This is a genomic window from Elusimicrobiota bacterium (assembly GCA_041660185.1).
In the GTDB taxonomy this organism is placed as follows: Bacteria; Elusimicrobiota; Elusimicrobia; order 2-01-FULL-59-12; family 2-01-FULL-59-12; genus JBAZWU01.
Map to the genome: position 1 here is coordinate 109,448 of JBAZWU010000006.1, position 23,490 is coordinate 132,937.

A 23,490-nucleotide genomic window follows, 5' to 3' on the forward strand; every position below is an offset into this window, starting at 1 on the left:
TGGTCTATTTTGAACGACTCAACTGAAACTCTTTTGCAGACATACTGAAATCACTACCCTTGTTTGGTGTCTGTCACCAAGGTGTTAGGGGATGATGTTTTCGGGGCGGCCTTCCAGAAAGCCGGTGATGTTCGAGATGGTGGTATGAAGAATGCGCTGGAAAGCTTCCCGGGAATTAAAGGCGATATGGGGGGTGATGACGACATTCTCCCGATTCAGCAGGATGTGGTTTTGCAGAAGCATTTTGAGCCGGTCGATTGGGAAGTTCTGCGACAAAATCTGGCGTTCTTCTTTTATGAGTTCTTCGCCTTCCAGAACATCAAGCCCTGCTCCGGATAAAATTCCCTGATCGAGCGCGAGCGCCAGCGCCTCGGTCTCCACCAGCCCGCCGCGCGCGGTATTGATCAGCAGCGCGCCCCGCTTGATCTTCTTGATGTTTTCCTTGTTGATCATGTGGTGCGTGTGTTTGTTGTAGGGCGCGTGCAGGCTGATGATGTCGGATTGGGCCAGAAGGGTATCAAAAGGAACGTAATCGAATCCCAGTGTTTCCGCCATAAACACATCTTGGCGGACATCGAAGGCCAGGACCTTCATGCCAAACCCTTTGGCGATCCGAATGGCGTGGGCTCCGATATGGCCGGTTCCGACGACCCCCAGTGTTTTGTTCTTCAGGTCAAATCCTTCCAGGCCTTTAAATGAAAAATCGCCTCGAATGGTTCGGACATAAGCTTGGTGGACTTTACGGGAGAGCGCCAGGATAAGAGCGAAGGTATGTTCCGCCACGGTGTTCTCGCCGTAGAACGGGACATTCGCCATGGTGATGCCGCGCTTGCGGCTGGCGGCCAAGTCAATGTGATCAAAGCCGGTGGAGCGGGTCACGATCAGCTTAAGACGCGGGCATCGCTTGATGATTTCAGCGGTGATATGAGAGTAGATAAATGGGGAGAGCACGGTGGCGTCCCGCCACGCCGAAGGATTGATCTCGTCAATTCTTTCAGGAAAGAGTTTCAGCCGATAACGTTTCAGCGCGCTTTTCTTAATTAACCGGCGCTCTTCGGGGGTTATTTCAAAGAGGACGATGGTCGGATTCATCAGGCTACCCGCCGAGTTTCTTCTGAAGGATCTGATTCACCAGCTGGGGGCTGGCTTTGCCCTTGGATTTCTTCATGACCAGCCCGACAATGGAGCCGATGGCGCGCTCTTTGCCGCCTTTGTATTCGTCGACGGCTTTGGGAAGTTCGGCGATGGCTTCGTCGCACCACGCGGCGATGGCGCCTTCATCTCCCACCGCGGCCAAGCCTTTGGTCTTCACGATCTGGTCGGGGGAAGCGCCGGTGTCGAACATCTCCGCAAACACTTCTTTGGCGGTTTTGCCGGTGATCGTCCCCTTTTGAATCAGCGCGATCAGCCCGGCCAGCGCTTCCGGAGTCACCGGGGATTCTGAAATGGATTTTTTGGCGGCGTTGAGACGGCCCAGCAGCTCCGTGGTGATCCAGTTGCAGATCGGCTTCGCGGCCTCAGCCCCGGCTCGGGTGACCGCCGCTTCAAAGAAAAGCGCCAGCGCTTGATCGCCCACCAGCACCTGAGCGTCATACTCGGTCAGTTTGTAATCGGTCATCAAGCGGGTTTTCTTCTTGTCCGGCAGTTCCGGCAGGGCGGCCCGGATCTCGGCCAGCCAGGACTCTGGTAGCTCCATCGGGACCAGATCCGGCTCCGGGAAATAACGGTAGTCGTGCGCTTCTTCCTTGGAACGCATGCTCTCGGTCACGCCGCGCTTCTCGTCCCAGAGGCGTGTTTCCTGGATAATACGGCCGTTATCATTCAGGATCTCTGTTTGTCGCTTGATCTCGTAATAAAGCGCTTCTTTAACCGCTTTGAAGGAGTTTAAATTTTTGACCTCGGCTTTGGTCCCGAGCGTTTTCTGGCCAACGGGCCGAAGCGAGATATTGGCGTCACAGCGCAGAGAGCCCTTCTCCATATCGCAGTCAGAGATATTGAGGTACTGAAAGACCGCTTTGAGCTGGGTGAGATACGCGTAAGCGTCTTCCGGGCTGGCGATGTCCGGCTCGGAGACGCATTCGGCCAGGGGGATCCCGGCCCGGTTCAGATCCACCAACGAATACTCCAGCTCGCGGGACCCGATGGAATGAACCAGTTTCCCGGCATCCTCTTCCATGTGAATGCGGTGAATACGGATGGTCCTGGTCTGGCCATCGTTTCCGGTGAGCTGGACCTGCCCTCCAATGGCCAGAGGGAGATCGAACTGGGAAATCTGGTAAGCCTTCGGCAGGTCAGGGTAAAAATACTGCTTGCGCGAAAAAACGGATTTGGGGGCGATGCGGCAACCTAGCCCCAGAGCGGCCCGCACCAAAAGCTCCACAGCGGTTTTGTTCAGATAGGGGAGCACGCCCGGGTGGCCGCAGCAGATCGGGCAGATCTGGCTGTTGGGTTCTGAGCCGAACTGGGTGGAGCAGCGGCAAAAGAGTTTGGACTGCGTCTTCAGCTGCACGTGGACTTCCAGGCCGATGACTGGTTCTAGCGTCATAGTTTTGCCAGGTTCTCCAAAATCTTTTTATCCGACCGGTAGCACGCGATCCGGCACGCTTCGCTGATCGGAAACCAGCGGGTTTCCAGAATCTCCTCTGGATCGTGCAAGCCGGTTTTCTTCAGCGGTTTCATTAAAAACCAGGTGACGGTCTTCTTGGTCAATTTATTCTCGCGTTTGAACCAGTACTGCGCCCGGTCCAGCGGCTTGATGATTTCACAGTGATACCCCGTCTCTTCCTCCACTTCCCGCAAGGCAGCCTGTTCCGCTTTCTCGCCGGCTTCAATGTGTCCTTTCGGGAACGTCCACAGCTGCCGGCCTTCCAGATTCTCCACCTTCACCATTAATAAATTGGACCCTTCCCGGACCACGCCGCCGGCGGAAAACTCAAAACGGGTTTTCTTCAGGCCGGAAGCTTTATCAGCGCTCACGGGATTTCTCAAGTTCCGGAGCGCAGCGGTTCCAGTCCTTCATCTGTTCGTACTGGTGAGCCACGGTTAAAAGCGTTCCCTCCTCAAATGGGCGCCCGAGCAGCTGCAGCCCAATCGGGAGATGGGTTTTCGTAAATCCACATGGAAGGCTCAATCCTGGTAGCCCGGCCAGGTTGCAGGAAATCGTGAAAATATCCGAGAGGTACATTTGAAGCGGATCCTGGATCTTTTCGCCCGGCTTGAACGCCGGCGAAGGTGTGGTCGGGGTAGCGATTACGTCTACCTCTTTGAAAGCCTTGTCAAAATCGCGCTTGATCAGCGTGCGGACCTTCTGGGCTTTCGCGTAGTACGCGTCATAATACCCGGCGGAAAGCGCGTAGGTGCCGAGCATGATGCGGCGCTTCACCTCCGGGCCAAAGCCCTGGCCGCGCGTTTTTTCGTAAAGCTCCATCAGGTTGGTGGTGTTGGGGGCGCGGGAACCGTAACGCACGCCGTCGAATCGGGAAAGGTTGGAACTCGCCTCCGAGGGCGCTAGGATGTAATAAACCGCCAAGCAATAATCGGTGTGAGGCAGCGAGATTTCCTTAACCATCGCGCCGGCGCTCTCCAGGGTTTTAACCGCTTCCCGGATCGCTCTCTCGATTTCAGGGTCCATGCCGCCGCCGATCAGGTATTCTTTCGGCAGTCCGATGCGCAGGCCTTTGATGCCTTTGGACAGGAGCGCTTCGTAATCGGGGACCGGTTCGGGAACGCTGGTGGAGTCCCTGTCATCCTGGCCGGAGATGAGCCGCAGGAACAGGGCGCAATCCCGTGCGGTGGTGGCAAAGGGACCGATCTGATCCAGCGAAGAAGCAAAAGCCACTAGGCCAAAACGGGAGACGCGGCCGTACGTCGGCTTGAGCCCCAGAACGCCACAGAAGGCCGCGGGTTGGCGGATCGATCCGCCGGTGTCGCTGCCCAGTGAAAGCGGGGCCATGCGCGCGGCGACCGCGGCCGCGCTGCCTCCGGAAGAGCCTCCCGGGACGCGGGTCGTGTCCCAGGGATTGCGCGTGGTATGAAAAGCCGAGTTCTCCGTGGAAGAGCCCATGGCGAACTCATCTAAATTGGTATGCCCTAGAAAAACCGCTCCGGCCTGGCGAATCTTGCGAATGACGGTCGCATCGTAGGTTGCTGTAAATCCCTGGAGGATTTTGGACGAACAGGTGCAATGCTCGCCGCGAATGACCAGATTGTCTTTAATCGCGACAGGGACCCCTGCCAGGGGTCCCACGGGTTCACCTTTGGCGATGCGCCCGTCGATCTCTTTGGCTTGCTGGATCGCTTGCTCGCCGAACACTTCATTAAAAGCGTGAATCTCCGGCTCGTGCTCACGAATCCGGTCCAGATACGCGGCGGTCACCGCCTCGGCTTTTAGCTCGCGGGATTGAATCTTCGCCGCAATCTCTGCGGCGGTTAAAGAGGGGATGTTCATTCGATGACTTTCTTCACTTTAAAGAAAGGGCCTTCGTGGTCAGGGCAGTTGTCAATAATTTCCGGTGGAGCGCCCAACGTCTCGCGAGTGCTGGGTTCAGCGCGGTCCTCGCGCCAGATATTGGTCACGGGGAAGACATGCGAAGTCGGCGGGACATCCGTCGTGTCCAACTCGTTCAGTTTCTCGATGTACCCCAGAATAGAACTGAGCTGGGCGGTGTAGCGCTCTTTCTCTTCTTCCGTCAGCGCCAGCCGTGCGAGCCGCGCGACGTGCTCGACATCCTTTTTCGTGATACTCATATTCTTCATTCTAGCTTTAACGCGAAACCAACTCCAACCCATGAATAAATCCGGCGCGAAGCCCTCTAAAGAGAGTGCGACTTCAAAAGGCTTGAAACTGGGGAAAAGTGAGTTATACTAGGGTATAACCACGGTATAACTGGAGGCCGCCATGGAGAAGGTTGTGAAAACAGCGATTGCGATCCCGCAGGTCGAGTATAAACAGATCGAGATCCTGCGTGTTCAGATGGGAAAAACGCGCAGCCAGCTCCTGATGGAAGCGTTCCGGGCCTGGCTCCTGCAGCGTGAAGAAGCTGAAATGGAAGCCAAATACAGGGCAGGCTATCTGAAGCATCCCGAAAAGCCGCAGGAGATTAAACCGTTGACGCGGGCGGGTTTGGCGGCCTGGGAAAAGGAATCCTGGACATGAGACGAGGCGAAATCTGGTGGGCCAATTTGCCGAAGCCGATGGGTCACCGGCCGGTTGTGCTAGTGTCCCGGGATACGGCGATCCAGTTACGCGAGGCGGTAACTATTGCGCAAGTGACGACCCGCGTGCGCGATATCCCGACTGAGGTCCCGCTCGGTCCGGAAGAGGGGTTGTCTAAAAAGTGCGTTGTGAACTGCGACGTATTGGCGACCATCCCAAAGGCATACCTTCAGAAGCGGATCGCTCCGCTTTCTCGCGAGAAGTTGGCCGAGCTGAACGCAGCCCTGGGTTTTGCCCTGGACATTTCTTATCATTATTGAGTTGAATTTAACCAAGGAGCTTCCCGATGAGTGATGACGAAAATAAATTTGAGATTCCGTCCGAAGAGCCTTCCGAACAAAAGCCCTTTCCGATCATTCCGGTGATTATCGGGATTGTTCTTTTCGGGCTGGTAGTGGCCTGGATCGCGCATGAAAAGGCCGCCACGCGTGCCAAAGAAGCCGCTATCGCGGTGCTGGATAAGGAATTAACCGTCGATGAAGCGTCGGTGCAGGCGCAGAGAGAAAAGGTGGTTCAGATTACGCAGCAGCTCGAGGCCATCAAGATGCAGCTTCAGACCAACCAGGCCAAGGACAGGAAGAAAGCCATCGACGACTACAACGCGTTGGCCAAACAGCAGAACACCGAACGGGAAAAAGCAGTCTCCATGGCCACCGACTACAACGCCAAAGTCGCCAAATCCCGCGAACTGGCGGAATAACTACAGAATAAATCGTTTTTCAGGCAGCATGGCGGGCGGCGTAGAGGCGTAGAATTTCCCTCATCATGCGTTGATACTTGCCACCGTGCCGCCTGGCCTGTTCTTTAAAGAAATCCACGCATTCCTCGTCCAGCTCAATCGTGATCTTGATTTTTGACCCAGGGGGCAGCAGTTCATGAGGCGGGGGCAGAAAATTCGGGATAATCTTAAGCTTCCCTACCGGTGCATCAGGATCTAGAATTCTTCGTTTTCTCATAGAGTTTCTTTCCTTTACGCCAGAATCCTGCGCCAATCAATCGAATCTGCCGGCCTCGATATGTAAAACGTGCCGTCACGACGGTTCCTCCAATATCGCCGATGCAGAACCATCGAGGTTCTTCCTGGCTGTGTTTGGAGTCTTCTACCATTAAACAGTGCGAATCCAAAAACGCTTTGGCAGCCGTTCGGAAATCGATGCCGTGCCGCGCAAGATTATCCGACTCCTTTTCTTGATCCCAAATAAACCGTCCCCATCGGATCGAAGCTCTCATAGTTTATCCAATGTCCGCCAGCAATTCAATATAAAAGTATGTATAAATAGCCATATAAATACCTGCCTCGAAGGGGTTCTCTATAACTTAGATGCCGGGGGGCAACTTTTATTCATGCGAAAAGGAAGAAGGAGGGGGTGCTTCTCGGGGCAACGGGGACGCACTGGACTTGCCCCGGTTTGATGGGAAATGCCTTCCGGGCGTGTCGCCCCTACAAATCCAACGTAATCCAACCGACAGGTAATGTGCCCTTTAGTTCTCAGTCCGTCTAGAGGGGTGACGCGTTGCGCTGGAGCACGACGTAAGGCCTGCGGCTTGGGAGCGAGAGCGGGTAGCCGAGGACTGTTCGAACCCGCGTCTTCTGATTCATTGGGAGGCGGTGAGTTCCGCAGGCTGCTCGAGCGGACAAGACGAGGTAGTCAGGCCGATCGGAGTGCGAAGCGCAGAGCGGCGCTCCCTTAGATTTTTTCCAGGCCGGCGTATTTGACGAGCAGTTTCTTCCACTGGCCGGAGTCGAAGAGGACCATCACCTTCAGGCTGTCGCCGGTCCCGCTCTTCTCGATGATTTTCCCGTTTCCAAACTCCGGATGGCGCACGCGCGCCCCTACGCTGTAGGCGAGCAGCGATGTTTCTTCCCCGGGCTGGTCGCTGTGGTGAGGAGATGATTGGAAGCCCGGTGTCGCGGGAGCCGCCTGTTTTGGCCGGCCGGTTTGAATACCAGCTTCTTCCATGAATCGAGAGGGTGCATTCCACCGCGTGTGCCCGAAGAGCCGGCGGCTGGCGCACCAGGTCATGTGCAGCCGTTTTTTGGCGCGTGTCATCCCGACGTAGCAGAGCCGCCGTTCTTCTTCCAGATCGTCCTGTGAAAAATCCGATTCCCCTATGGGGAATAACCCTTCCTCCAGGCCGGTTAAAAACACGTTCGGGAACTCCAGCCCTTTGGCCAGATGGACCGTCATCAGCGTCACGTAGTTAGGCCCGGATTCAATTTCGTCGGAATCCGCGACCAGCGATACCTGTTCCAGGAAGCCGGTGGTTGATTTGTCTTCCGAACGCTCCTGATATTCCAGGACGGCGGTGAGGAATTCTTTGATGTTCTGCGCGCGCATCTGAGACTCCGCTTCCTCCTCCGCCTCCAGCCCGCGCAGGTAGCCTGTGGCTTCCAGGATTTGTTTCGTCATCTCCGCGGCTGTGCATTGATCCCGCAGGCCAATGAATGTGGAAAGAAGGGTATGGAGTTCTCTGGCCGCTGTCCGGGCTCGTGCGGTCAACTCGGTGATCTCTGCCGCTCGGCCCAGCGCTGCAAAGAGCAAAAGGTGATGCGTCTGAGCAAAGCGCTGAAGGGCTTCCAGCGAGGTTTTGCCCAGTCCGCGCGTCGGCACGTTGAAGATCCGTTTCAGGCTCAGGTCATCCGCCGGATTAATGACCAGGCGAAGATAGGCAATCACGTTTCTGACTTCCGCCCGTTCATAGAACCGGACAGAGCCGATGATTTTGTAGGGAATTTCCATGCGACGGAGCGCGTCTTCAAAAACACGGGACTGAGCGTTAATGCGGTAGAAAATCGCAAAATCCGCGTAGAGGGAGTCGCTGTGACGGACCTGGTTGTAAATGGTGCTCGCCACCGAAAGCGCTTCTTCCCGCTCATCGGCGAATTCATCGGCGGTGACGGGGTCACCCCCGCTTTTCTCTGTCCAGAGTCTTTTATCTTTCCGGAACTGGTTCTGGCGGACTACGTTCCAGGCGGCTTCTAGAATCACCTGGGTGGAGCGATAATTCTGCTCCAACTTGATGACCTTGGCTTCAGGGTACTCCTTCTCGAACTCTAAAATGTTCCGGATGTCGGCTCCTCTCCATACATAGACGCATTGGTCATCGTCCCCAACGACGCAAAGGTTTCGCGTTTTGGCTGCCAGGGTTTTGGTGAGCACGTACTGAGCGCGGTTCGTGTCCTGGTACTCATCCACCATCACATAATGGAAGCGTTTCTGATATTTCTCGCGGATCTCCGGCTTGTCTCGCAGAAGCTCGACGCTTTTCATGATGAGATCGCCGAAATCCAGGGCGCTCGCCGCCGCCAGTTTCTTTTGATACAGGAGATACACGCTGGCCACCATCTGCCGGAAAGGGTCGGGGGAGGCGAGCGCATGGATCTGATACGACTGGGCATCGATCAGCTCGTCTTTGGATCGCGAGATCAGCGATACCAGAACGCCGGGTTTGAATTTCTTTTCGTCGAGGTTCAGCTCGGTCAGGCATTCTTTGAGGACATCCTTTTGATCGCCCTCGTCATAAATGACGAAGTGCTCCGAGAGCCCGATCGCGGAGCCTTCCCGGCGAAGCAGCTGAGAGCAGAAACGGTGAAAGGTCGATAAAACAACGCCGCGCCCCCGTCCGCCCGTCAATTGGTCAACCCGGTGCTGCATTTCTTCGGCGGCTTTGTTGGTGAAGGTGACCGCCAGAATATGCCAGGGAGCCACCCCTTTTTCGATGAGGTGGGCGATCCGGTGCGTGATGACCCGTGTCTTGCCGCTGCCGGCGCCGGCCAGAATCAGGACCGGTCCCTCCGTTTGCTGGACCGCCTCCTGTTGGGGCGAATTAAGATTTTGGAGCAGGGTTGTCATTGATGAATTCGATAGTATTCAAAATTGTCCGGTAATCATCCGAGAGCTCGACGAAAAAGGCTCCGTCCGCTTCCAAGTTCAACAACCAGCGTCCCTTGGAACTGCACACCCATACATCACGGCCGCGGACAAAACGTCCGTCCAGAGTTCCGTCGTATTCGAGGTGAAAAGCCGGAAGGCCGTGAAACGGCTCATCCGATTCCGCTCGGATCCGGAATCCTTTCTTCTCGACCCATTGACACACTTCCTGTTTTTCCGTTTCCGTCATCGGATCGGCGGATAAATGGCTCACGTCCACCGTGGCGGTGAACTCACTGTGTTTCTTCTCGCGGGCCATCGCCGCGCCGACCGTATGGTCATCCGCCACACCGATCAGCCAGGCTTCTGGAAAGGAGATCTTGGCGCCGCCGGTTTGATGAATCCAGGTTCCGCCGTTCGCCGGGTTGTCGAGCGCTCCGGCGTCGCGGCGCGACAGGATGCGCACCGTGGTGAGCCATTCTTGGAAGTCCGGAACCAGCCAGAGAAAACTATCCGCATGGGCCCGCAGGGTTAACGCATAAATCCGGTCCTGGTTAAAAAAATATATCGATTGGTATTCCAGACTCTCCCCGGTGCTCGACTCCGCGGGGGCGGTCTCCCAGGTCATTTCAAACGCATGATGTCCGGCGAGCCAGCGGTTGCCGCTCACCAGAAGACGGGCGTTGGGATAGCGCGCGGAAAGATCCTGCCGCGCAAAGGATTGAAGAATGTCATACGGAACGTCAGACAAGAGGCGATCCTTATTTAAAGGCGCTGACACTTCACACGAGAGAAAAGCCTGGGATCCCTGCTTGGTGGTTTTGCTGAAAAGCGGGCCAAAGGGGAAAGAGGCCCCCGTCTCCCAGTGATTCGGAAACGTGAAGCTCAGATTGGCATCGCTGAAGAACAGGCGGGCCGGCTGCAAGCTGTCAGCGGCAAAGACCGTTGCGCTTAAAAACAAAATCAACGGAATTTTCTGAATTTTCATCGATGTTCCAAAAAGACGACTGTTTCCACGTGCGGGGTGTGCGGGAATAAATCCACCGGCTGAGCGCTTAGAATTTTATAAAAAGGAACCAGGCCTTGTAAGTCGCGCGCCAGCGACTCCGGATTGCACGAGACGTATGCCAGCCGGGGGGGATTAAGCTCCAGCAAGGCTTGAAGCGCTTTGGGATGCAGCCCCGGTCGCGGCGGGTCCACGATCACCGCGGAGAGCTGTACCGCCAGTTTGGAGGCCGGCAGTTTTTTCAGGAATTCTACCGCATCCTCTGCTACAAATTCCGCGTTGCCGATCCCGTTGTGTTCCGCGTTAAATCGGGCGTCTTCAATCGCCTCCCGGTTCGTATCAATGCCCACCACCCGGTCGAAGGATTGGGCCAGCGCGAGCGTGATCCCTCCGGAACCGCAGTAGACATCCACCAGCGCGCCCCCGATCGACTTTCCCCACTCGGCCAGAAGTCCGTAGAGACGCTCCGTCCCATGGGTATTCGTTTGAAAAAATGAATAGGGGGAGATCCGGTAAGTCCGGTCGCCCAGCCGTTCGTCGATCGTGCCGGGTCCCCAGAGAAGGGTCATCTCCTCGGCCCGGGCAACGTCTGATTTTGTGTCCGTCAGGCCCAACCAAGCCGTTGTAGTCAGTGGGGCCAACGCATCTTGGAGCGCTTTATTAGACGTCATCCCCGAGTGACCCTGTCCCGTCCACCAATTGACCTTCTCTATGGTCGGGACTGCCCCGTCGATTGAACACTCCACCGGAGGGCGGGGCTGTCGGGGATCCATCAAGTTCTTTTTTTGTTCGCTGGATCCCCCGCCAGCAGCCGCGGGGGATGACGTCGATTTACTCGCGATCAACACCACCATCCGCTGCCCGGTGTTCTGAGCCTCCCGGATAACCAGATAGCGGAGATCTCCCACATGGGCTTTCCGGTGATAACCGGTCAAACTGGAGGCTTTGGCCCATTGGCGAACCCGCTTTAGAATTTCAAAGCATTCCGGGGAAACGAGGTTACAAGTCTGGAGATCAACAACCCGGTCATAACGACCTTGTTGACGAAGGCCTAATACGAATCCCTCTCCCCCTGCGGGAGAGGGGGAGGGGAGGTTTTTCAAGGGGGGTGTCCCCTCATCCGGTCCTTCTCCCGCGAGGGGAGAAGGCGTCGTTGACGGCCTATCTTTATAAGGCGCGGCAAAGGCGTACTCCATTTTATTCCGGTAGTGCCAGATGTCGGGAGATCCGATCATGGGCCGCCATTGCAGCACTTCATAGGAAGCCAAAAGACCGCGCACGCGGCTTTCTTTGGCGGCCAGTTCGTCCGTATAGGGAGGAGGCGCGACGGTTTCTCCTGAGGTTACGCAGGAACAGCCGCCGCAGATACCGAAATGCTGACAGGTCATTGGTTGCATGAGATGAGAGGAATCCTATCAAAAACCTAGACAACGCTGTTCTGTAGTAGTAAAACAAAGGTCAATAAATCTGATTGAAAGACCAATAAGGAGATTTCATGAACTGGAAGCGGATTGGAGTTGGAACATTGTGCGCCTTTGCCGTATTCGCGTTGTTCGATATTGTCGGGTTGCTTGTTTTGCAAAAAATGGGAATGGTTCAACTCGCGGGAATATGGGGGAAGTTGATCGGCTACAACGCATTGCCTACATTGTTAAATGGGTTCCTCTTATGCTGGCTTTATGTGCTGGCGCGCCCGCGCCTGGGGCCGGGACTGCCGACGGCTTTGTTAACGGGAACTGTTGCGTTTGCCTTGGCCAATGACCAGATATTCAATCTGGCTTTTTGGGCGAGGAGTGCGGGGGTTGCCTCGGCTCAACTGGGTTTCAGCTGGGTCAAGTATGTCAGCGCGACCAGCCTGGCGGGTTGGCAGTATATCGAAAAAGCCCAATGAGATTTGTAGGGGCGCGCCAATGTCCGCCCGGTCAATTCAGTGGCGGGCGCACAGGCGGTGCGCCCCTACGATCATTATTGGTTGTCGTTTTTTGTTCTGCTCTTTGCTGTGCCTCCGGATCTATTGAAGGCCTGGTGACCTTCCCGGGGGAAACCCCGCCGCCGGCGATGTTCGCCAACCGCGATGAGCGCAATTGCCCGCATGGCATTGCGCAGAACCATCTGGAAGTCCGGCAGCAAAACCTGGGACTTCGCAACGCGCTGATTATTTTAGAGGCGAAAGAGGTGCGCGAGGTCCGCAGCCGGCGGGCCACGCTTCGCGTGCGGGGGTGTGTGTTCTTGCCCCGGGTGCAGTGGGTCCCGCTCGGGACAAGTCTTCAGCTGGTCAATGAAGACAAAGCCGAACATCAAATTCATGCCTTTTTAAAAGAGGCCAGTGTGTTTGATGTTTTGCTTTCTCCTGGTCAAATTGGACAGTCCAGGACGCCCCATCGCCCTATCGTTCAGCCTGGTTTCTATAAGATCAATTGCGACCGGCATCCGTGGGAGCGCGCTTGGATCTACGCGTCTGCCCACCCGTATGTGGCGGTGACCGACGCGAGCGGTCACTTCCAAATAAAGGATGTTCCCCGCGGTTCCTATTCGCTGCGCGTGTGGCATGAAGGATGGCAGGAACGGACGAAAGATAGCCAGGAACGTTTGGAGTACTTCCCCGTGGGGCAGACGCAATCCATTACCGTCAAGGAAAACGAAATCTCAACCATTCGATTCGATGACTTAAAACCTGCCTGGGATGTCCGCTGATTATAATTGGGAAGTCGAGGGGAACAAGTTTTCCGCTTTAATGATCTTGACCAATTCGCTTTCAGCCTGGCGAATTTGTGTGAAGGATGGGATTTGGCTTGAATTGACTTCTTCCAGCAGGAAGTTTATAGTCGGGCGGCTGAGGCTCTCTGAAAGCACGGACATGAAAGTGCGAGAAACCGCGCGGGGGTAGGCGGAGAGCAGCCGGGCTAACGTTCGTGCCGGAGCCTGGCAAAGCACCCGTTGCAGAGAATCCTTGGGCAATTCCAGGATTTCGAACATACTGATCTCTTGCATGCATCCCCCTTCGGTATAAGTTTGCGTCGGAAACCGGTGAGCGTCAACGGCAAACTGGAAAGCTTAAGATAAATTTACGTCAAGGTTGAGATATAATTGAGCGTATTTTGACTTGATTTAATGTGTCAAATGGAGTGATTTCTCAAATGATTAAGAAGCTTTTACTTTTCGATCTTGATTGGACCCTTGTTTATACCGGAGGGGCCGGTGTGCGGGCACTGAATCATGCCTTTGAAAAACTCTTCCAGATTCCGAATGCCATGAAGATCGTTAGTCCGGATGGAAAAACAGACCCGGCCATTTGCCGGGAGATGATGAGAGTTCATCTCAACCGGTCTCCTCAGAATGGTGAAATCGAAGCCCTTTGCCGGGGTTATCTGGATCAGCTGAAAGTTGAGGTGCCACAATCTCCCGGGTATCTGATTCTCCCCGGGATTCCCGCTCTGTTGCGGGCGTTGTCTGATCGTTCCGATGTGCTCCTGGGACTCGGGACCGGCAATCTGGAGGAAGGCGCTCATATCAAACTGGACCGGGCGGACCTGATGCGTTATTTTCGTTTCGGCGGATACGGCTCCGACGCGGAAAATCGGCCCGAATTGCTGCGAATGGCTTCCAAGCGCGGACAAAAACTGGCCGGCCATTCTCTGCCCCCGACGGATATTATCGTCATCGGCGACAACATCCGGGATGTCCAGGCCGGGAAGGCGATCGGGGCCCGAACGGTGGCGGTGGCCACCGGGCCCATGAGCAGCGAGGACCTGGCCGCCGCTCAACCCGATCATCTCTTCCCTGATTTGTCCGAAACTGATAAGGTTATTAAGATTTTGATGGATCTGGCTTGACAAGCAAAATGAATTTTCGCTATTTATTAAACCATGATTGACGTTTCGAAGTTGACCAAACAATACGGTTCGATTCTGGCGGTGGATCAGGTGACTTTTTCCATCCAGCCGGGAGAAGTAGTCGGGCTTCTGGGTCCGAACGGGGCCGGCAAGACCACGATGCTGAAAATGCTCACCGGCTACCTCCCCCCGACGGAAGGCACCGCCCAGGTGGCCCAGATCGATATTCTCGGGGATACGATGGAGTTGCGGCGCCGCGTCGGTTACCTGCCGGAGACAAACCCCCTCTATGACGAACTCGCGGTGGTTGAGTCGCTGCAGTGGACCGCGCGCCTGCGGAGTCTTGAACCGGCGGCGGCGCAGAAGGCTATCCGTCACGTGATTGACGTCTGCGGATTGGACGGAGTCGTGGGGCAGGACATCGGCCAGCTGTCCAAGGGATACCGGCAGCGCGTGGGGTTGGCGCAAGCCATCCTTCATGATCCGGAAATTTTAATTCTGGATGAACCCACCTCGGGGCTGGATCCCAACCAGCAGTCGGAAGTCCGCCAGCTGATCCAGACGCTTCGCCAAAGCAAAACTGTGCTTCTGTCCACGCATATCCTTTCTGAAGCGCAGTCCACCTGCGACCGGGTTTTGATCATCCATAAGGGCAAGATTGTGGCGGACGGATCCCCCGAGCTTTTGGGACAGCGGATGCGTGGCGGCCAGCGTCTTTTAGTTGAATTGAAAGCGCCTGCGGAAGCCGCTCGTTCGGTATTGGCCGGGTTGCCGGGAGTCGAACGGGTTACTGTCCAGAAAGAAAATGGTCCCAACGTGATGCTGTCGTTGGAGTCCGGTGAATCCGATTTACGAGAGGCGATATTCAACGTGGCGGTTCAAAATCACTGGATCATTCTGCAGCTGGTTCAGGAAGGTTTTTCTCTGGAGGATGTCTTCCGGCAGCTCACGTCGGAAGAGCCGGCGTCCGCTTCCGTTCCGGCAGGAGGAGCCGTATGATCTCAATGAAAACCCGCCGGCATCCGGCCCTGACCTTAGCCCGGAAAGAATGGGCGACGCTGTTTAATTCGCCCGCGACCTATGTGATCTTCGTGTTTTTCCTGCTGGTGAGCGGCTGGCTTTTTGCCTCCCCGTTGTTTCAATTCAATCAGAGCGCGCTGGATACGTTTTTGCGCCCCATACCGATTTTGTTCACGTTCATGATTCCGGCCTTGACGATGCGATCCTTCGCAGAGGAGTACCGTTCCGGCACCATGGAATATCTCGCCACCTTGCCGATGGAAGACCACCAGATCGTCCTCGGAAAATATCTCGGGGCCATGGGACTCATCGGCGCTTTATTGATTCTGACGTTGATTTACCCGATTCTGCTGCTGATCATCGGCCAGCCGGATCCGGGTCAGATCGTCGGCGGATATGTGGCGGTGATCGGCCTGGCTTCCTTTTTCTCCGCGATCGGCTTGTGGGCGTCCGCTTTAACGCGCAACCAGGTGGTGGCTTTTATCATTGGATTTGCGGTTTGCTTCTCTTTCTTCTCGATTGATTGGATCGCCAATATGTTTCCCAGTGTCGTGGGGGTCTGGATCCAGACCTTGGGGATTCAGGCTCACTACGAAGCGCTGACCCGCGGGGTTCTGGATTCGCGGGATCTGTTGTACTGGGCGAGCGGAACGATATTCTTTCTCGCGGCCAGCTTGGCCGTGATTCATTCAAGACGATGGCGATAACCCTTCAGCAACGCCGAAAACGATTGGCGGTGGCCAGCGCCGCCGGGCTGGGCTTATTGGCGCTGACCTTGCTCCTTCTGAATGTTTTGTCGCATTGGTTGTATGTCCGGCTGGACCTCACCCGGAGCCGTGCGTATTCCTTATCGTCCTCCAGTAAACGTCTGGTGCGTCAATTGGAGGATACGGTTGTCGTCAAAGCTTACTTCTCGCCGGAGTTGCCCTCCCCCTATAACACATATGGGCGCTATGTCCGGGACATCCTGAGTGAATACCGTTCGGCGTCGAAGGGGAAAGTCCAATTTAGTTTTGTGCCGCCTGTCCCGGCGCAGATCTTTGAGCAGCAGGCCCAGTCTGCAAGCCTTCTCCCACTTCAGTTCCAGGAAATGGGCGCTAATCAGGTTCAGATCCGCCGGGGCTATATGGGGCTGGTCCTGTTCTATCGCGATAAATCGGAAGTTTTGCCGGTGGTTAAAGATGTCGAAAGCCTGGAGTACGAACTGACGAGCCGCCTGGCCAAAATGACCTCGCGCAACAAACGGATCATCGCGGTCACGTCCGGCCATGGCGAGAGCGACTGGAAGGATAAGTCGGCCATCGCCAGAAATCTGGGGGACCTGTACGAATTCCGCGATTTTCCCTTGCCCGCGGCCAGCACCGTGCCTTATCAGGCGGATGCCATCCTGGTAGTCGGACCCCGACAGAAATTTGATGAGAAATCGCTGTGGATTCTGGATCAGGCGATCATGAAAGGAATCCCGGCCGCTTTTATGGTCGATACGAAAAGCGTGACCTTGGGACAATTCAGAGCCTTTGATCAGGACAGCGGGCTCACCGATTTTCTGCAGCATTATGGAGCGAAATTGGGAGATCGTCTGGTGTACGATGCGCAATGCCAGACCATCGGCGTGACGCAAAACCTCGGCGGTTTAAGCTTCACGTCCAGCCTCCCGTATCCGTTCTTCCCGTTGGTATCCCGTTTTGACGAGAAGAAACCGCTTCTCCGGGGTCTCGAGGCTTTCGCCCTCCCTTTTTGCGTCTCTGTTCTCCCTTCAGGACAACCCGGGGCCGGTCGTTTTATGGCTCAGTTCACGTCGTCCCCGCGCAGCTGGCAGGCTTCTCCCGGCACCTTTAATGTAGCGCCCAACAATGTGCCCCGTCCAAAGGCAGACGACGCACAGGGGCCGTTTATCCTGGGAGCGCTCCTGGAGGGGCCTTTCACGAGTTATTTCCAAAGCAAACCGCTTCCTTACCCGGGTGTTCCGTTGCTGGGGACCAGCCCGAAAATGCAGTTGTTGGTGATCGGGAGTTCCCATCTTCTGGATCCGGATTTGCCGGGACTGCCGGGCGGCGAGGCGTTTATCAGCAACGTGCTCGCTTATCTGACGAACGACGAATCCCTGCTGGGCATTCGTGCGAAAGGCGCGATCTTACGGCCGCTCAAACCAGTCCGCCCGGCGATGCGCGAGGTCGTGAAAATCGTCGCGGTTCTGGGCGGCGCGTTTCTGCCGGTGGTCCTGGGAGTGGTGCGCTGGCGGAGACGGCAATCCTGGCGGAAAAAAGTTGAACAGTCTCTGAAGGCGGCCGCGTAATGGATCTTCCTGCGCTCGTCAAGCGGTTGGCCTGGGTGTGTGCCGGTGTGACCGTGCTGGCGGGGCTCTATCTCGCTTTTCAGCTCCCGCGCCAACGCAGCCTTTTCGCCGGCAAGATGGATCGTGTTGTTCGCATTCATCTTCAGCTGGATTCTTCGCAACTGGACCTCACGAAGCAGGAAAAGGAATGGAGCGTCGGCCTTTCAACGGGACCTCGTTTTCCGGCGGATCCGGACAAGGTGACCCGGCTCAAGAACGGACTTGGAGGAATTCAAATCGAAGAAAGAATTTCCAGCCGGGCCGATCGCGCGGGCGACTTTGATGTTACCGTGACCAGCGGGCTGTGCGTTCGTCTTTATGGCAAGAACAACAAGCTGTTGGCCGAGGGGCTTTTCGGCAAACAAGCGCCTGATTTCACCCACATTTATTTCCGTTATCCGGGCCGGCCGGCTGTTTATCTGGCGCGAGGGATCATCCGTGGCGAGCTGGGAGAGCCGGAGCTGGGCAGCTGGCGACGCCGGCAACTGATCAGTTTCCCGGAAGCCAAGATTCAGGCGATTCAGATCAAAGGCCCCGGGTACCAGACCTCGCTGGCGCAGTCCAGCGGCGTCTGGACAGTAGACGGAAAGCCAGCCAACCCTGCGCCGGTGTATGGACTGGTCGGCGTGTTGTCTCATCTGCAGGCGGACGGTTTCGCGGATTTCGTTTCTGTAACGTTCGACCAACTCACCGATGCCTCGATCCATATCGAAGGAAACGGGCAGTCCGCTGATCTCCGGATCGGTTCCCTTGACCCGAAAACAAAACGATACCTGGTCTCCGCCGGACCGACCGCGGGCTTGGCCTGGCTCACGGAAGACAAAATCAAATCGCTTCTCCTCAAATCCTCCGCTTTCCAGCCGAAGAAACCGTAATTACACGCTTGATTTCTTTCTCTTAAACCCGACGGGAGCCAATACATTCTGGTCAACGGGTTCGCCTTTCTTCAGGAGAGCTTGGATGGCCTGGAAAATCGTTTGAATATCCTTGGTTTGTTCCTCGAAAATATTCCCATGTTTTGCCATCTGCTCTTCAATGTTTTCAATTCGGCGAAGAAGGTCTTTATGAGTAGCCAGGATTTCCCGCATTCGAACGAAGGCCCGCATAATTGCGATATTCACGGCAATGGCCCGTTCACTGTTCAACACCGAAGACAACATGGCCACTCCTTGCTCTGTAAACGCATAGGGGAGATACTTCCGGTGTTCTCCTCGGCTTCCTGTCTTTAAGATCGCAAATTGCGATCTTAAAAGTTCAATCTCTTCATTGTTTAGTTGGAACATGAAATCATCAGGGAACCGTCTCCGATTTCGTTTGACCTGTTCGTTTAAGCGAAAGGTTGGGACTTCATATAATTCCGCCAGATGCGAATCTAACATGACGCGACGTCCCCTGATCCAGAAGATCCGTTGAGGGATGTCATCCATGAAAACAAGCTCATTCATAAGGCCTCCTTTTAGTTAGAGGCAGCACTCAGGAAAATATTCATTTGAAGGTATGGGATATCCTTCATCCCCACATAATAAAAGAGCGGTCGCCAAGTGCCTGGCGACCGCTCTTTTGGTGAATGTCGCGGATTAGGCGACGGTGACGCGCTTGTCCAGATAGATGTCCTGGATGGCGTTCAGGATCTTGACGCCATCAGCCATCGGCCGCTGGAAGGCCTTGCGGCCGGAGATGAGCCCCATGCCGCCGGCGCGCTTGTTGATGATGGCTGTTTTAACGGCTTCAGCCATATCGCTGGCGCCTGAGGAGGCTCCGCCCGAATTGATCAGCCCGGCGCGGCCCATGTAGCAGTTGGCCACCTGGTAGCGGGTCAAGTCGATCGGATTGTCACTCGTCAGCTTCTCGTAAACGAACTTGTGGGTCTTTCCGAAGTTCAGCGCGGTGTAGCCGCCATTGTTCTCCGGAAGCTTCTGCTTGATGATGTCCGCTTCAATGGTCACGCCCAGGTGATTGGCCTGGCCGGTGAGATCCGCTGAAACGTGGAAGTCCTTTTCCTTCGTCTTGAAGGCGTTGGAACGCAGGTAGCACCAGAGGATGGTGGCCATGCCCAGCTCGTGCGCCTGCTGGAACGCCTGGCTCACTTCCCAGATCTGGCGGCGGGACTCCGGCGAGCCGAAGTAAATGGTGGCTCCCACGGCGACGCAGCCCTGGTCATACGCCTGTTTGATGCTCGCGAAGAGCGTTTCATCAAACGTGTTCGGATAAGAGAGGATTTCGTTGTGGTTGAACTTGAGAATAAAGGGAATCTTGTGCGCGTATTTGCGCGCGACCGCTCCCAGAACGCCCAGAGTGGAAGCGACTCCATTGGCGCCACCTTCAATCGCGAGCTTCACGATGTTCTCGGCGTCGAAATAGATGGGGTTCGGGGCAAACGATGCTCCGGCGGAGTGCTCAATCCCCTGGTCTACCGGAAGGATGGAAACGTAGCCGGTGCCGGCCAGACGGCCGTGCTCAAGCAACGCCTGCAGGCTTCTTAAAACCGGGGTTGGCCGGTCGGACAGCGCGTAAATCCGGTCCACGTAGTCCGGGCCCGGCAGATGAATAGATTCTTTGGGAATGGTGGTGCATTTATGCTCCAGAAGCGCTTTCCCTTCAGCGCCGAGGAGGCCTTCAATATCAACAGTCATGGCGGATGTGTCTCCTTTTTGATAGTAAGCGAATGAATCTATTATACCCAAAAGGTGCGGTAACTTTTTGCCCCGTCATTCCCCGCGGTCTCTGGCGGGGAATCTATCGTCGGAAAGATAGCGGCTGATGGACCCCCGACACAAGCACTCGGGGGTGACGGCTTCCCCGCGGCTCGCGTTACAAGTCGTTTGTATAATAAGTCCCGGTGGAGCATATCGTCTTCTTAGATCGGGATACCGTGAGGGTCCCGCTTCCGCGTCCGTTCTTCCCGCACCAATGGAAGGAGTATGGACGAACGGTTCCTGAGCAGGTCTTGGAGCGGCTGCAGGGCGCCACAATGGTCCTGACGAATAAAGTCCTGCTCCGGGAACCGGTTCTCTCTCAGGTTCCTTTACTTCGGCTCATCGCGTTAACCTCCACCGGTGTGGATTGCGTGGATCTCCCGTATTGCCGGAAACGGGGGATCGCTGTGGCGAACGTCCCCGGTTACGCGCAACGATCGGTGGCTGAGCATGTTTTTATGCTGATCCTGGCGCTGCGCCGGAGGCTGACGGATCTGCATCAGGCGGTGCAAACGGGCCGGTGGCAACGCTCCAAGTCGTTTGCTTTGCTCGATTTTTCGATTCGTGATCTTTCGGGGTCCACGTTGGGGCTCATCGGGTATGGGGATATCGCCCGCCACGTGGAAGAACTGGCCAAAGCTTTTGGTATGGCCATCCTGATCGCCGAACGCAAAGGAGCGGTCCAGGTGCGTCCCGGCCGGACGCTTTTCGAAGATGTTTTGCGGCGGGCGGATATCGTCAGCCTCCACTGTCCGCGAACGCCGGAGACCGTCGGTCTGGTGGGTGCGCCGGAGCTGGCGCTGATGAAAAAGGACGCCCTTTTGATCAATACCGCGCGGGGCGGCTTGGTGGATGAGATCGCTCTGGCGGAAGCGCTGCGTTCCGGCAGACTGGGCGGGGCTGGAGTGGATGTCCTCAGCGAGGAACCGCCGCGAAACGGAAGCCCTCTGTTGACGGCCATCCCGAATTTAATCGTGACGCCCCATGTGGCGTGGGCCAGCGAGCAGGCGGTAACGAAATTGGCTGAAGTTGTCATCGGGAACCTGGAGGCGTTTGTCGCCGGGAATCCAAGGAATTTAGTGACATGAAACCCCGTATTCTTCCCATCATGCAGCTGGGCCAGCCGGTGCTGCGGGCCAAGGCTCTCCCTATTCGACAATGGGATCATCCGGCGTTACAGCAATTGCTGGACGATATGCTGGCCACCGTACAGAAGCTGCAGGGGGTTGGAATCGCCGCGCCGCAGGTGGGTGTGCCCTGCCGGGTTTTATGGGTGGTTTTCAAGAAGCGACCGGTGGCGATGATCAACCCTCGGCTGGTCGCGCATTCCGAAGAAATGACTGAGGATTTGGAAGGCTGTCTTTCCGTCCCCGGGATCCGCGGGCTTGTGCCTCGTTACAAACGGGTCAGCGCGGAGTATACGACTCGAGAGGGGAAGCGGATTCGACGCAAGTTAGAGGGCTTTATAGCCCGTATTTTTCAGCATGAGCTGGACCATTTGGACGGCATTGTTTTTATCGATCGGGTTCAAGATACGCGAACCCTCATGACCGATGCGGAATACGCCCGCCAGGCAACTTCCCGGGTTTAGTCTATGGTTTCACGTCGAGAATATGGTTTAGCCGTCCTTCTGGTAGCCGCGGCAACCGCCGTGTGCTTCAGCCTATCTCATTTCTTGGAATTGACGAATTTGGCCATGATCTATCTGCTGGCCACGTTGATCGTGGCGGCGCGGGGGAATCGAGGGCCCGCCGCCCTTTCGTCCATTCTGGGAGTGTTGTGCTTTGATTTCTTCTTTGTGCCGCCCCGGTTCACGCTCCGCGTCTCCGACGTGCAGTACTTCTGGACGTTCGTGGGGATGTTTACAACAGCCATGGTGATCAGCCACCTGGCAATCCGGCTCCGAGCCGAAGCCGCGTCGGCCCGGGAGAATGAACAGCGATCCGTCTGGCTTCTGGAAAAGGCTAAGAAAGCCGAGATCGAAGCGGAGAGCGAACGGCTGCGGAGTTCGTTGTTGAGTTCTGTTTCGCACGATCTGCGCACGCCTCTGGCGGCGATTCTGGGGTCTGTGGGAACGCTGCTCGGGCGCGGTGAGCCGGTGAAGCATCCGGAGTCCCGCGAGCTTCTGGAGAATATCCAGAACGAGGGAGAGCGGCTTTCCCGTCTGATCCAGAACCTTCTGGAAGCCACCCGCCTCGAATCCGGGGCGGTTCAGCTTCATAAGGAGCTTTATCCGCTGGAGGAGGTCGTCGGGAGTTCTTTGGAACGTCTGGAGAAGTCTCTCGATGGCCGTGACGTGATCGTCCGGATCCCGGACGAGTTGCCCTCGATTCCCATGGATGCCATTCTGATGGAGCAGGTCTTTATGAATTTACTGGAGAACGGGATTCGTTATACGCCGCCCAAAGGCCGTCTGGAGATATTTGCAGAGGTGAGAGACGATTCCGTGAGGGTCTCGGTTCTGGACCAGGGCCCCGGGCTCAAGGTCGGAGAATCCGAGCGGGTGTTCGACAAATTTTATCGGGGAGAGTCTTCGAAAGGTGCGGGGCTGGGGCTTGCCATCTGCCGTGCCGTTATCAATGCCCACGGGGGACACATTTCAGCGGAGAACCGCCCGGGTGGCGGTGCCGCGTTCCAATTCACGCTCCCGCTGGAGAAATCCCATGAGCGCTGACAAGAAAGTCCTGGTCATCGAGGATGAAGAAGCGGTTCTGAAGTTCCTCCGTTCCTCTTTGCAGGAAGCGGGGTGGGAGCTGTTGGAGGCCTCAACCGCCCGCCTCGGTCTGGATTTGGCCGCCAAGCGCAAACCGGATGTGATTCTGCTGGACCTCGGCCTGCCGGACCAGGACGGCATCGAAACGCTCAAAGCTCTGCGCCATTGGACCTCGGCTCCAGTGATCATCATTTCCGCCCGCGGCCAGGAGAGCGACAAAATCAAAGGATTGGACGCCGGCGCGGACGACTACCTCACCAAACCCTTCGGGATCAAGGAACTCCTGGCGCGACTGCGGGTGGCGCTGCGCCACGCGGAGCGTAAGCCCGGGGAATCCCCGAGCGTTTACGAGCATGAAGGATTGAAGGTGGATCTCGTCACCCGGCGCGTCTGGCTCCGCAAGAAGGAAATCCGACTCTCCCCGCTTCAATATGACCTCCTGGCCGTTCTGGTCCGCAATGCGGGCCGTGTCGTGAGTCACGGTCAACTCATGAAAAACGTCTGGGGCGAAGACCGCGACGTAACGCCCGAGGCGGTCCGCATCACGGTTCATGAACTCCGCCACAAGATCGAGACAGACCCGGTCAGGCCTCGCTCCCTCAAAACCGAGCCCGGCATTGGATATCGATTAGAAGAGTAGTCCCGCCCTAACAGAACCCTAACACATCGGCAATGGACCCCTTACGCGGGGTCCGCGTATCCTAGAAACATGGACATCATTTACGTTAGTCTGGCGCTTGGCTTGTTTGTTCTAACCGTCGGGCTTATTTGGCTGTGCGAAAAGTTGTAAGGAGACTCTC

General features: G+C 56.2%; 27 protein-coding genes. 14 read left to right on the forward strand and 13 right to left on the reverse strand.

The window, feature by feature from the left end:
- Positions 1-84: 84 nt before the first annotated feature.
- Genes WC859_06455 through gatC form a run of 5 tightly spaced genes read right to left on the reverse strand, consistent with a single transcriptional unit; the run spans position 85 to position 4,746 of the window.
- The gene (locus WC859_06455) at positions 85-1,092 is read right to left on the reverse strand and encodes a hydroxyacid dehydrogenase (protein ID MFA5975795.1); all 1,008 of its coding nucleotides are present in this window, start codon (positions 1,090-1,092) and stop codon (positions 85-87) included.
- 4 nt (positions 1,093-1,096) lie between these two features.
- The gene (gene gatB, locus WC859_06460; protein ID MFA5975796.1) at positions 1,097-2,545 is read right to left on the reverse strand and encodes an Asp-tRNA(Asn)/Glu-tRNA(Gln) amidotransferase subunit GatB; all 1,449 of its coding nucleotides are present in this window, start codon (positions 2,543-2,545) and stop codon (positions 1,097-1,099) included.
- Complete coding sequence (locus WC859_06465; GenBank protein MFA5975797.1) at positions 2,542-2,976, reverse strand: NUDIX hydrolase; 435 nt, start codon at positions 2,974-2,976, stop codon at positions 2,542-2,544. The genes gatB and WC859_06465 overlap by 4 nt, the downstream gene beginning before the upstream one ends.
- Entirely contained in the window at positions 2,966-4,447 is a 1,482-nt protein-coding gene (gatA, locus tag WC859_06470; protein MFA5975798.1) for an Asp-tRNA(Asn)/Glu-tRNA(Gln) amidotransferase subunit GatA, read from the reverse strand. Before gatA ends, WC859_06465 begins: the two co-directional genes overlap by 11 nt.
- Complete coding sequence (gene gatC / locus WC859_06475) at positions 4,444-4,746, reverse strand: Asp-tRNA(Asn)/Glu-tRNA(Gln) amidotransferase subunit GatC (GenBank protein MFA5975799.1); 303 nt, start codon at positions 4,744-4,746, stop codon at positions 4,444-4,446. Before gatC ends, gatA begins: the two co-directional genes overlap by 4 nt.
- Positions 4,747-4,897: 151 nt before the next feature.
- Here gatC and WC859_06480 point away from each other — a divergent pair, with 151 nt between their 5' ends.
- Genes WC859_06480 through WC859_06490 form a run of 3 tightly spaced genes read left to right on the forward strand, consistent with a single transcriptional unit; the run spans position 4,898 to position 5,915 of the window.
- Complete coding sequence (locus tag WC859_06480; GenBank protein MFA5975800.1) at positions 4,898-5,155, forward strand: hypothetical protein; 258 nt, start codon at positions 4,898-4,900, stop codon at positions 5,153-5,155.
- The gene (locus WC859_06485) at positions 5,152-5,475 is read left to right on the forward strand and encodes a type II toxin-antitoxin system PemK/MazF family toxin (protein ID MFA5975801.1); all 324 of its coding nucleotides are present in this window, start codon (positions 5,152-5,154) and stop codon (positions 5,473-5,475) included. The genes WC859_06480 and WC859_06485 overlap by 4 nt, the downstream gene beginning before the upstream one ends.
- A 26-nt stretch (positions 5,476-5,501) precedes the next feature.
- Entirely contained in the window at positions 5,502-5,915 is a 414-nt protein-coding gene (locus WC859_06490) for a hypothetical protein (protein MFA5975802.1), read from the forward strand.
- A 19-nt stretch (positions 5,916-5,934) separates the two neighbouring features.
- On the opposite strand, the gene WC859_06495 is transcribed toward WC859_06490, so the two are convergent.
- From WC859_06495 to WC859_06515, 5 genes are all read right to left on the reverse strand, one after another.
- A complete protein-coding gene (locus WC859_06495; GenBank protein MFA5975803.1) occupies positions 5,935-6,171 on the reverse strand; it encodes a BrnA antitoxin family protein in 237 nt (78 codons plus the stop codon).
- Positions 6,143-6,445 (reverse strand): BrnT family toxin, encoded by a 303-nt coding sequence (locus tag WC859_06500; protein MFA5975804.1) that lies wholly within the window; start codon positions 6,443-6,445, stop codon positions 6,143-6,145. Before WC859_06500 ends, WC859_06495 begins: the two co-directional genes overlap by 29 nt.
- Positions 6,446-6,903: 458 nt before the next feature.
- Positions 6,904-9,069 (reverse strand): UvrD-helicase domain-containing protein, encoded by a 2,166-nt coding sequence (locus WC859_06505; protein ID MFA5975805.1) that lies wholly within the window; start codon positions 9,067-9,069, stop codon positions 6,904-6,906.
- Entirely contained in the window at positions 9,044-10,075 is a 1,032-nt protein-coding gene (locus WC859_06510; protein ID MFA5975806.1) for a hypothetical protein, read from the reverse strand. Before WC859_06510 ends, WC859_06505 begins: the two co-directional genes overlap by 26 nt.
- Positions 10,072-11,490, reverse strand: coding sequence for a methyltransferase domain-containing protein (locus WC859_06515; protein MFA5975807.1), 1,419 nt, complete (start codon positions 11,488-11,490; stop codon positions 10,072-10,074). Before WC859_06515 ends, WC859_06510 begins: the two co-directional genes overlap by 4 nt.
- Before the next feature lie 98 nt (positions 11,491-11,588).
- Here WC859_06515 and WC859_06520 point away from each other — a divergent pair, with 98 nt between their 5' ends.
- Both WC859_06520 and WC859_06525 read left to right on the forward strand, forming a co-directional pair.
- Entirely contained in the window at positions 11,589-11,984 is a 396-nt protein-coding gene (locus tag WC859_06520; GenBank protein ID MFA5975808.1) for a hypothetical protein, read from the forward strand.
- Between the two features lie 134 nt (positions 11,985-12,118).
- The gene (locus WC859_06525; GenBank protein ID MFA5975809.1) at positions 12,119-12,787 is read left to right on the forward strand and encodes a carboxypeptidase regulatory-like domain-containing protein; all 669 of its coding nucleotides are present in this window, start codon (positions 12,119-12,121) and stop codon (positions 12,785-12,787) included.
- On the opposite strand, the gene WC859_06530 is transcribed toward WC859_06525, so the two are convergent.
- On the reverse strand, positions 12,788-13,084 hold the full coding sequence (locus tag WC859_06530) for a FliG C-terminal domain-containing protein (protein ID MFA5975810.1): 297 nt from the start codon (positions 13,082-13,084) through the stop codon (positions 12,788-12,790).
- A gap of 146 nt (positions 13,085-13,230) precedes the next feature.
- Here WC859_06530 and WC859_06535 point away from each other — a divergent pair, with 146 nt between their 5' ends.
- Genes WC859_06535 through WC859_06555 form a run of 5 tightly spaced genes read left to right on the forward strand, consistent with a single transcriptional unit; the run spans position 13,231 to position 18,156 of the window.
- Positions 13,231-13,926 (forward strand): HAD family hydrolase, encoded by a 696-nt coding sequence (locus tag WC859_06535; protein MFA5975811.1) that lies wholly within the window; start codon positions 13,231-13,233, stop codon positions 13,924-13,926.
- Between the two features lie 33 nt (positions 13,927-13,959).
- Positions 13,960-14,925, forward strand: a complete 966-nt coding sequence (locus tag WC859_06540) for an ATP-binding cassette domain-containing protein (GenBank protein ID MFA5975812.1) — start codon at positions 13,960-13,962, stop codon at positions 14,923-14,925.
- Positions 14,922-15,653: an ABC transporter permease subunit gene (locus WC859_06545; protein ID MFA5975813.1), complete on the forward strand. Its 732-nt coding sequence runs from the start codon at positions 14,922-14,924 to the stop codon at positions 15,651-15,653. Before WC859_06540 ends, WC859_06545 begins: the two co-directional genes overlap by 4 nt.
- Positions 15,644-17,242 (forward strand): GldG family protein, encoded by a 1,599-nt coding sequence (locus tag WC859_06550; GenBank protein MFA5975814.1) that lies wholly within the window; start codon positions 15,644-15,646, stop codon positions 17,240-17,242. Before WC859_06545 ends, WC859_06550 begins: the two co-directional genes overlap by 10 nt.
- Positions 17,242-18,156 carry a DUF4340 domain-containing protein gene (locus WC859_06555; protein MFA5975815.1) on the forward strand — a complete coding sequence of 305 codons (915 nt, stop codon included), beginning with the start codon at positions 17,242-17,244 and terminating at the stop codon, positions 18,154-18,156. Before WC859_06550 ends, WC859_06555 begins: the two co-directional genes overlap by 1 nt.
- Here WC859_06555 and WC859_06560 read toward each other — a convergent pair whose 3' ends face one another.
- Positions 18,157-18,726, reverse strand: coding sequence for an ORF6N domain-containing protein (locus WC859_06560; GenBank protein MFA5975816.1), 570 nt, complete (start codon positions 18,724-18,726; stop codon positions 18,157-18,159).
- A gap of 132 nt (positions 18,727-18,858) precedes the next feature.
- Positions 18,859-19,914 carry a class I fructose-bisphosphate aldolase gene (locus tag WC859_06565; GenBank protein ID MFA5975817.1) on the reverse strand — a complete coding sequence of 352 codons (1,056 nt, stop codon included), beginning with the start codon at positions 19,912-19,914 and terminating at the stop codon, positions 18,859-18,861.
- A gap of 239 nt (positions 19,915-20,153) precedes the next feature.
- Between WC859_06565 and WC859_06570 the strand changes: the two genes are divergently transcribed.
- From WC859_06570 to WC859_06585, 4 genes are read left to right on the forward strand one after another with little or no spacing between them, the layout of a single operon-like run.
- Positions 20,154-21,065, forward strand: a complete 912-nt coding sequence (locus WC859_06570; GenBank protein ID MFA5975818.1) for a D-2-hydroxyacid dehydrogenase — start codon at positions 20,154-20,156, stop codon at positions 21,063-21,065.
- On the forward strand, positions 21,062-21,568 hold the full coding sequence (gene def / locus WC859_06575; GenBank protein ID MFA5975819.1) for a peptide deformylase: 507 nt from the start codon (positions 21,062-21,064) through the stop codon (positions 21,566-21,568). The genes WC859_06570 and def overlap by 4 nt, the downstream gene beginning before the upstream one ends.
- Positions 21,569-21,571: 3 nt before the next feature.
- A complete protein-coding gene (locus tag WC859_06580) occupies positions 21,572-22,651 on the forward strand; it encodes a DUF4118 domain-containing protein (protein MFA5975820.1) in 1,080 nt (359 codons plus the stop codon).
- The gene (locus tag WC859_06585; protein MFA5975821.1) at positions 22,641-23,330 is read left to right on the forward strand and encodes a response regulator; all 690 of its coding nucleotides are present in this window, start codon (positions 22,641-22,643) and stop codon (positions 23,328-23,330) included. Before WC859_06580 ends, WC859_06585 begins: the two co-directional genes overlap by 11 nt.
- Positions 23,331-23,490 lie beyond the last annotated feature (160 nt).

Coding starts and splice junctions, on each gene's coding strand:
- WC859_06455 (MFA5975795.1), bottom strand. CDS start 1,092: ATGAATCCGACCATCGTCCTCTTTGAAATAACCCCCGAAGAGCGCCGG.
- gatB (MFA5975796.1), bottom strand. CDS start 2,545: ATGACGCTAGAACCAGTCATCGGCCTGGAAGTCCACGTGCAGCTGAAG.
- gatA (MFA5975798.1), bottom strand. CDS start 4,447: ATGAACATCCCCTCTTTAACCGCCGCAGAGATTGCGGCGAAGATTCAA.
- gatC (MFA5975799.1), bottom strand. CDS start 4,746: ATGAGTATCACGAAAAAGGATGTCGAGCACGTCGCGCGGCTCGCACGG.
- WC859_06480 (MFA5975800.1), top strand. CDS start 4,898: ATGGAGAAGGTTGTGAAAACAGCGATTGCGATCCCGCAGGTCGAGTAT.
- WC859_06485 (MFA5975801.1), top strand. CDS start 5,152: ATGAGACGAGGCGAAATCTGGTGGGCCAATTTGCCGAAGCCGATGGGT.
- WC859_06490 (MFA5975802.1), top strand. CDS start 5,502: ATGAGTGATGACGAAAATAAATTTGAGATTCCGTCCGAAGAGCCTTCC.
- WC859_06495 (MFA5975803.1), bottom strand. CDS start 6,171: ATGAGAAAACGAAGAATTCTAGATCCTGATGCACCGGTAGGGAAGCTT.
- WC859_06500 (MFA5975804.1), bottom strand. CDS start 6,445: ATGAGAGCTTCGATCCGATGGGGACGGTTTATTTGGGATCAAGAAAAG.
- WC859_06505 (MFA5975805.1), bottom strand. CDS start 9,069: ATGACAACCCTGCTCCAAAATCTTAATTCGCCCCAACAGGAGGCGGTC.
- WC859_06510 (MFA5975806.1), bottom strand. CDS start 10,075: ATGAAAATTCAGAAAATTCCGTTGATTTTGTTTTTAAGCGCAACGGTC.
- WC859_06515 (MFA5975807.1), bottom strand. CDS start 11,490: ATGCAACCAATGACCTGTCAGCATTTCGGTATCTGCGGCGGCTGTTCC.
- WC859_06520 (MFA5975808.1), top strand. CDS start 11,589: ATGAACTGGAAGCGGATTGGAGTTGGAACATTGTGCGCCTTTGCCGTA.
- WC859_06530 (MFA5975810.1), bottom strand. CDS start 13,084: ATGCAAGAGATCAGTATGTTCGAAATCCTGGAATTGCCCAAGGATTCT.
- WC859_06535 (MFA5975811.1), top strand. CDS start 13,231: ATGATTAAGAAGCTTTTACTTTTCGATCTTGATTGGACCCTTGTTTAT.
- WC859_06540 (MFA5975812.1), top strand. CDS start 13,960: ATGATTGACGTTTCGAAGTTGACCAAACAATACGGTTCGATTCTGGCG.
- WC859_06545 (MFA5975813.1), top strand. CDS start 14,922: ATGATCTCAATGAAAACCCGCCGGCATCCGGCCCTGACCTTAGCCCGG.
- WC859_06550 (MFA5975814.1), top strand. CDS start 15,644: ATGGCGATAACCCTTCAGCAACGCCGAAAACGATTGGCGGTGGCCAGC.
- WC859_06555 (MFA5975815.1), top strand. CDS start 17,242: ATGGATCTTCCTGCGCTCGTCAAGCGGTTGGCCTGGGTGTGTGCCGGT.
- WC859_06560 (MFA5975816.1), bottom strand. CDS start 18,726: ATGAATGAGCTTGTTTTCATGGATGACATCCCTCAACGGATCTTCTGG.
- WC859_06565 (MFA5975817.1), bottom strand. CDS start 19,914: ATGACTGTTGATATTGAAGGCCTCCTCGGCGCTGAAGGGAAAGCGCTT.
- def (MFA5975819.1), top strand. CDS start 21,062: ATGAAACCCCGTATTCTTCCCATCATGCAGCTGGGCCAGCCGGTGCTG.
- WC859_06580 (MFA5975820.1), top strand. CDS start 21,572: ATGGTTTCACGTCGAGAATATGGTTTAGCCGTCCTTCTGGTAGCCGCG.
- WC859_06585 (MFA5975821.1), top strand. CDS start 22,641: ATGAGCGCTGACAAGAAAGTCCTGGTCATCGAGGATGAAGAAGCGGTT.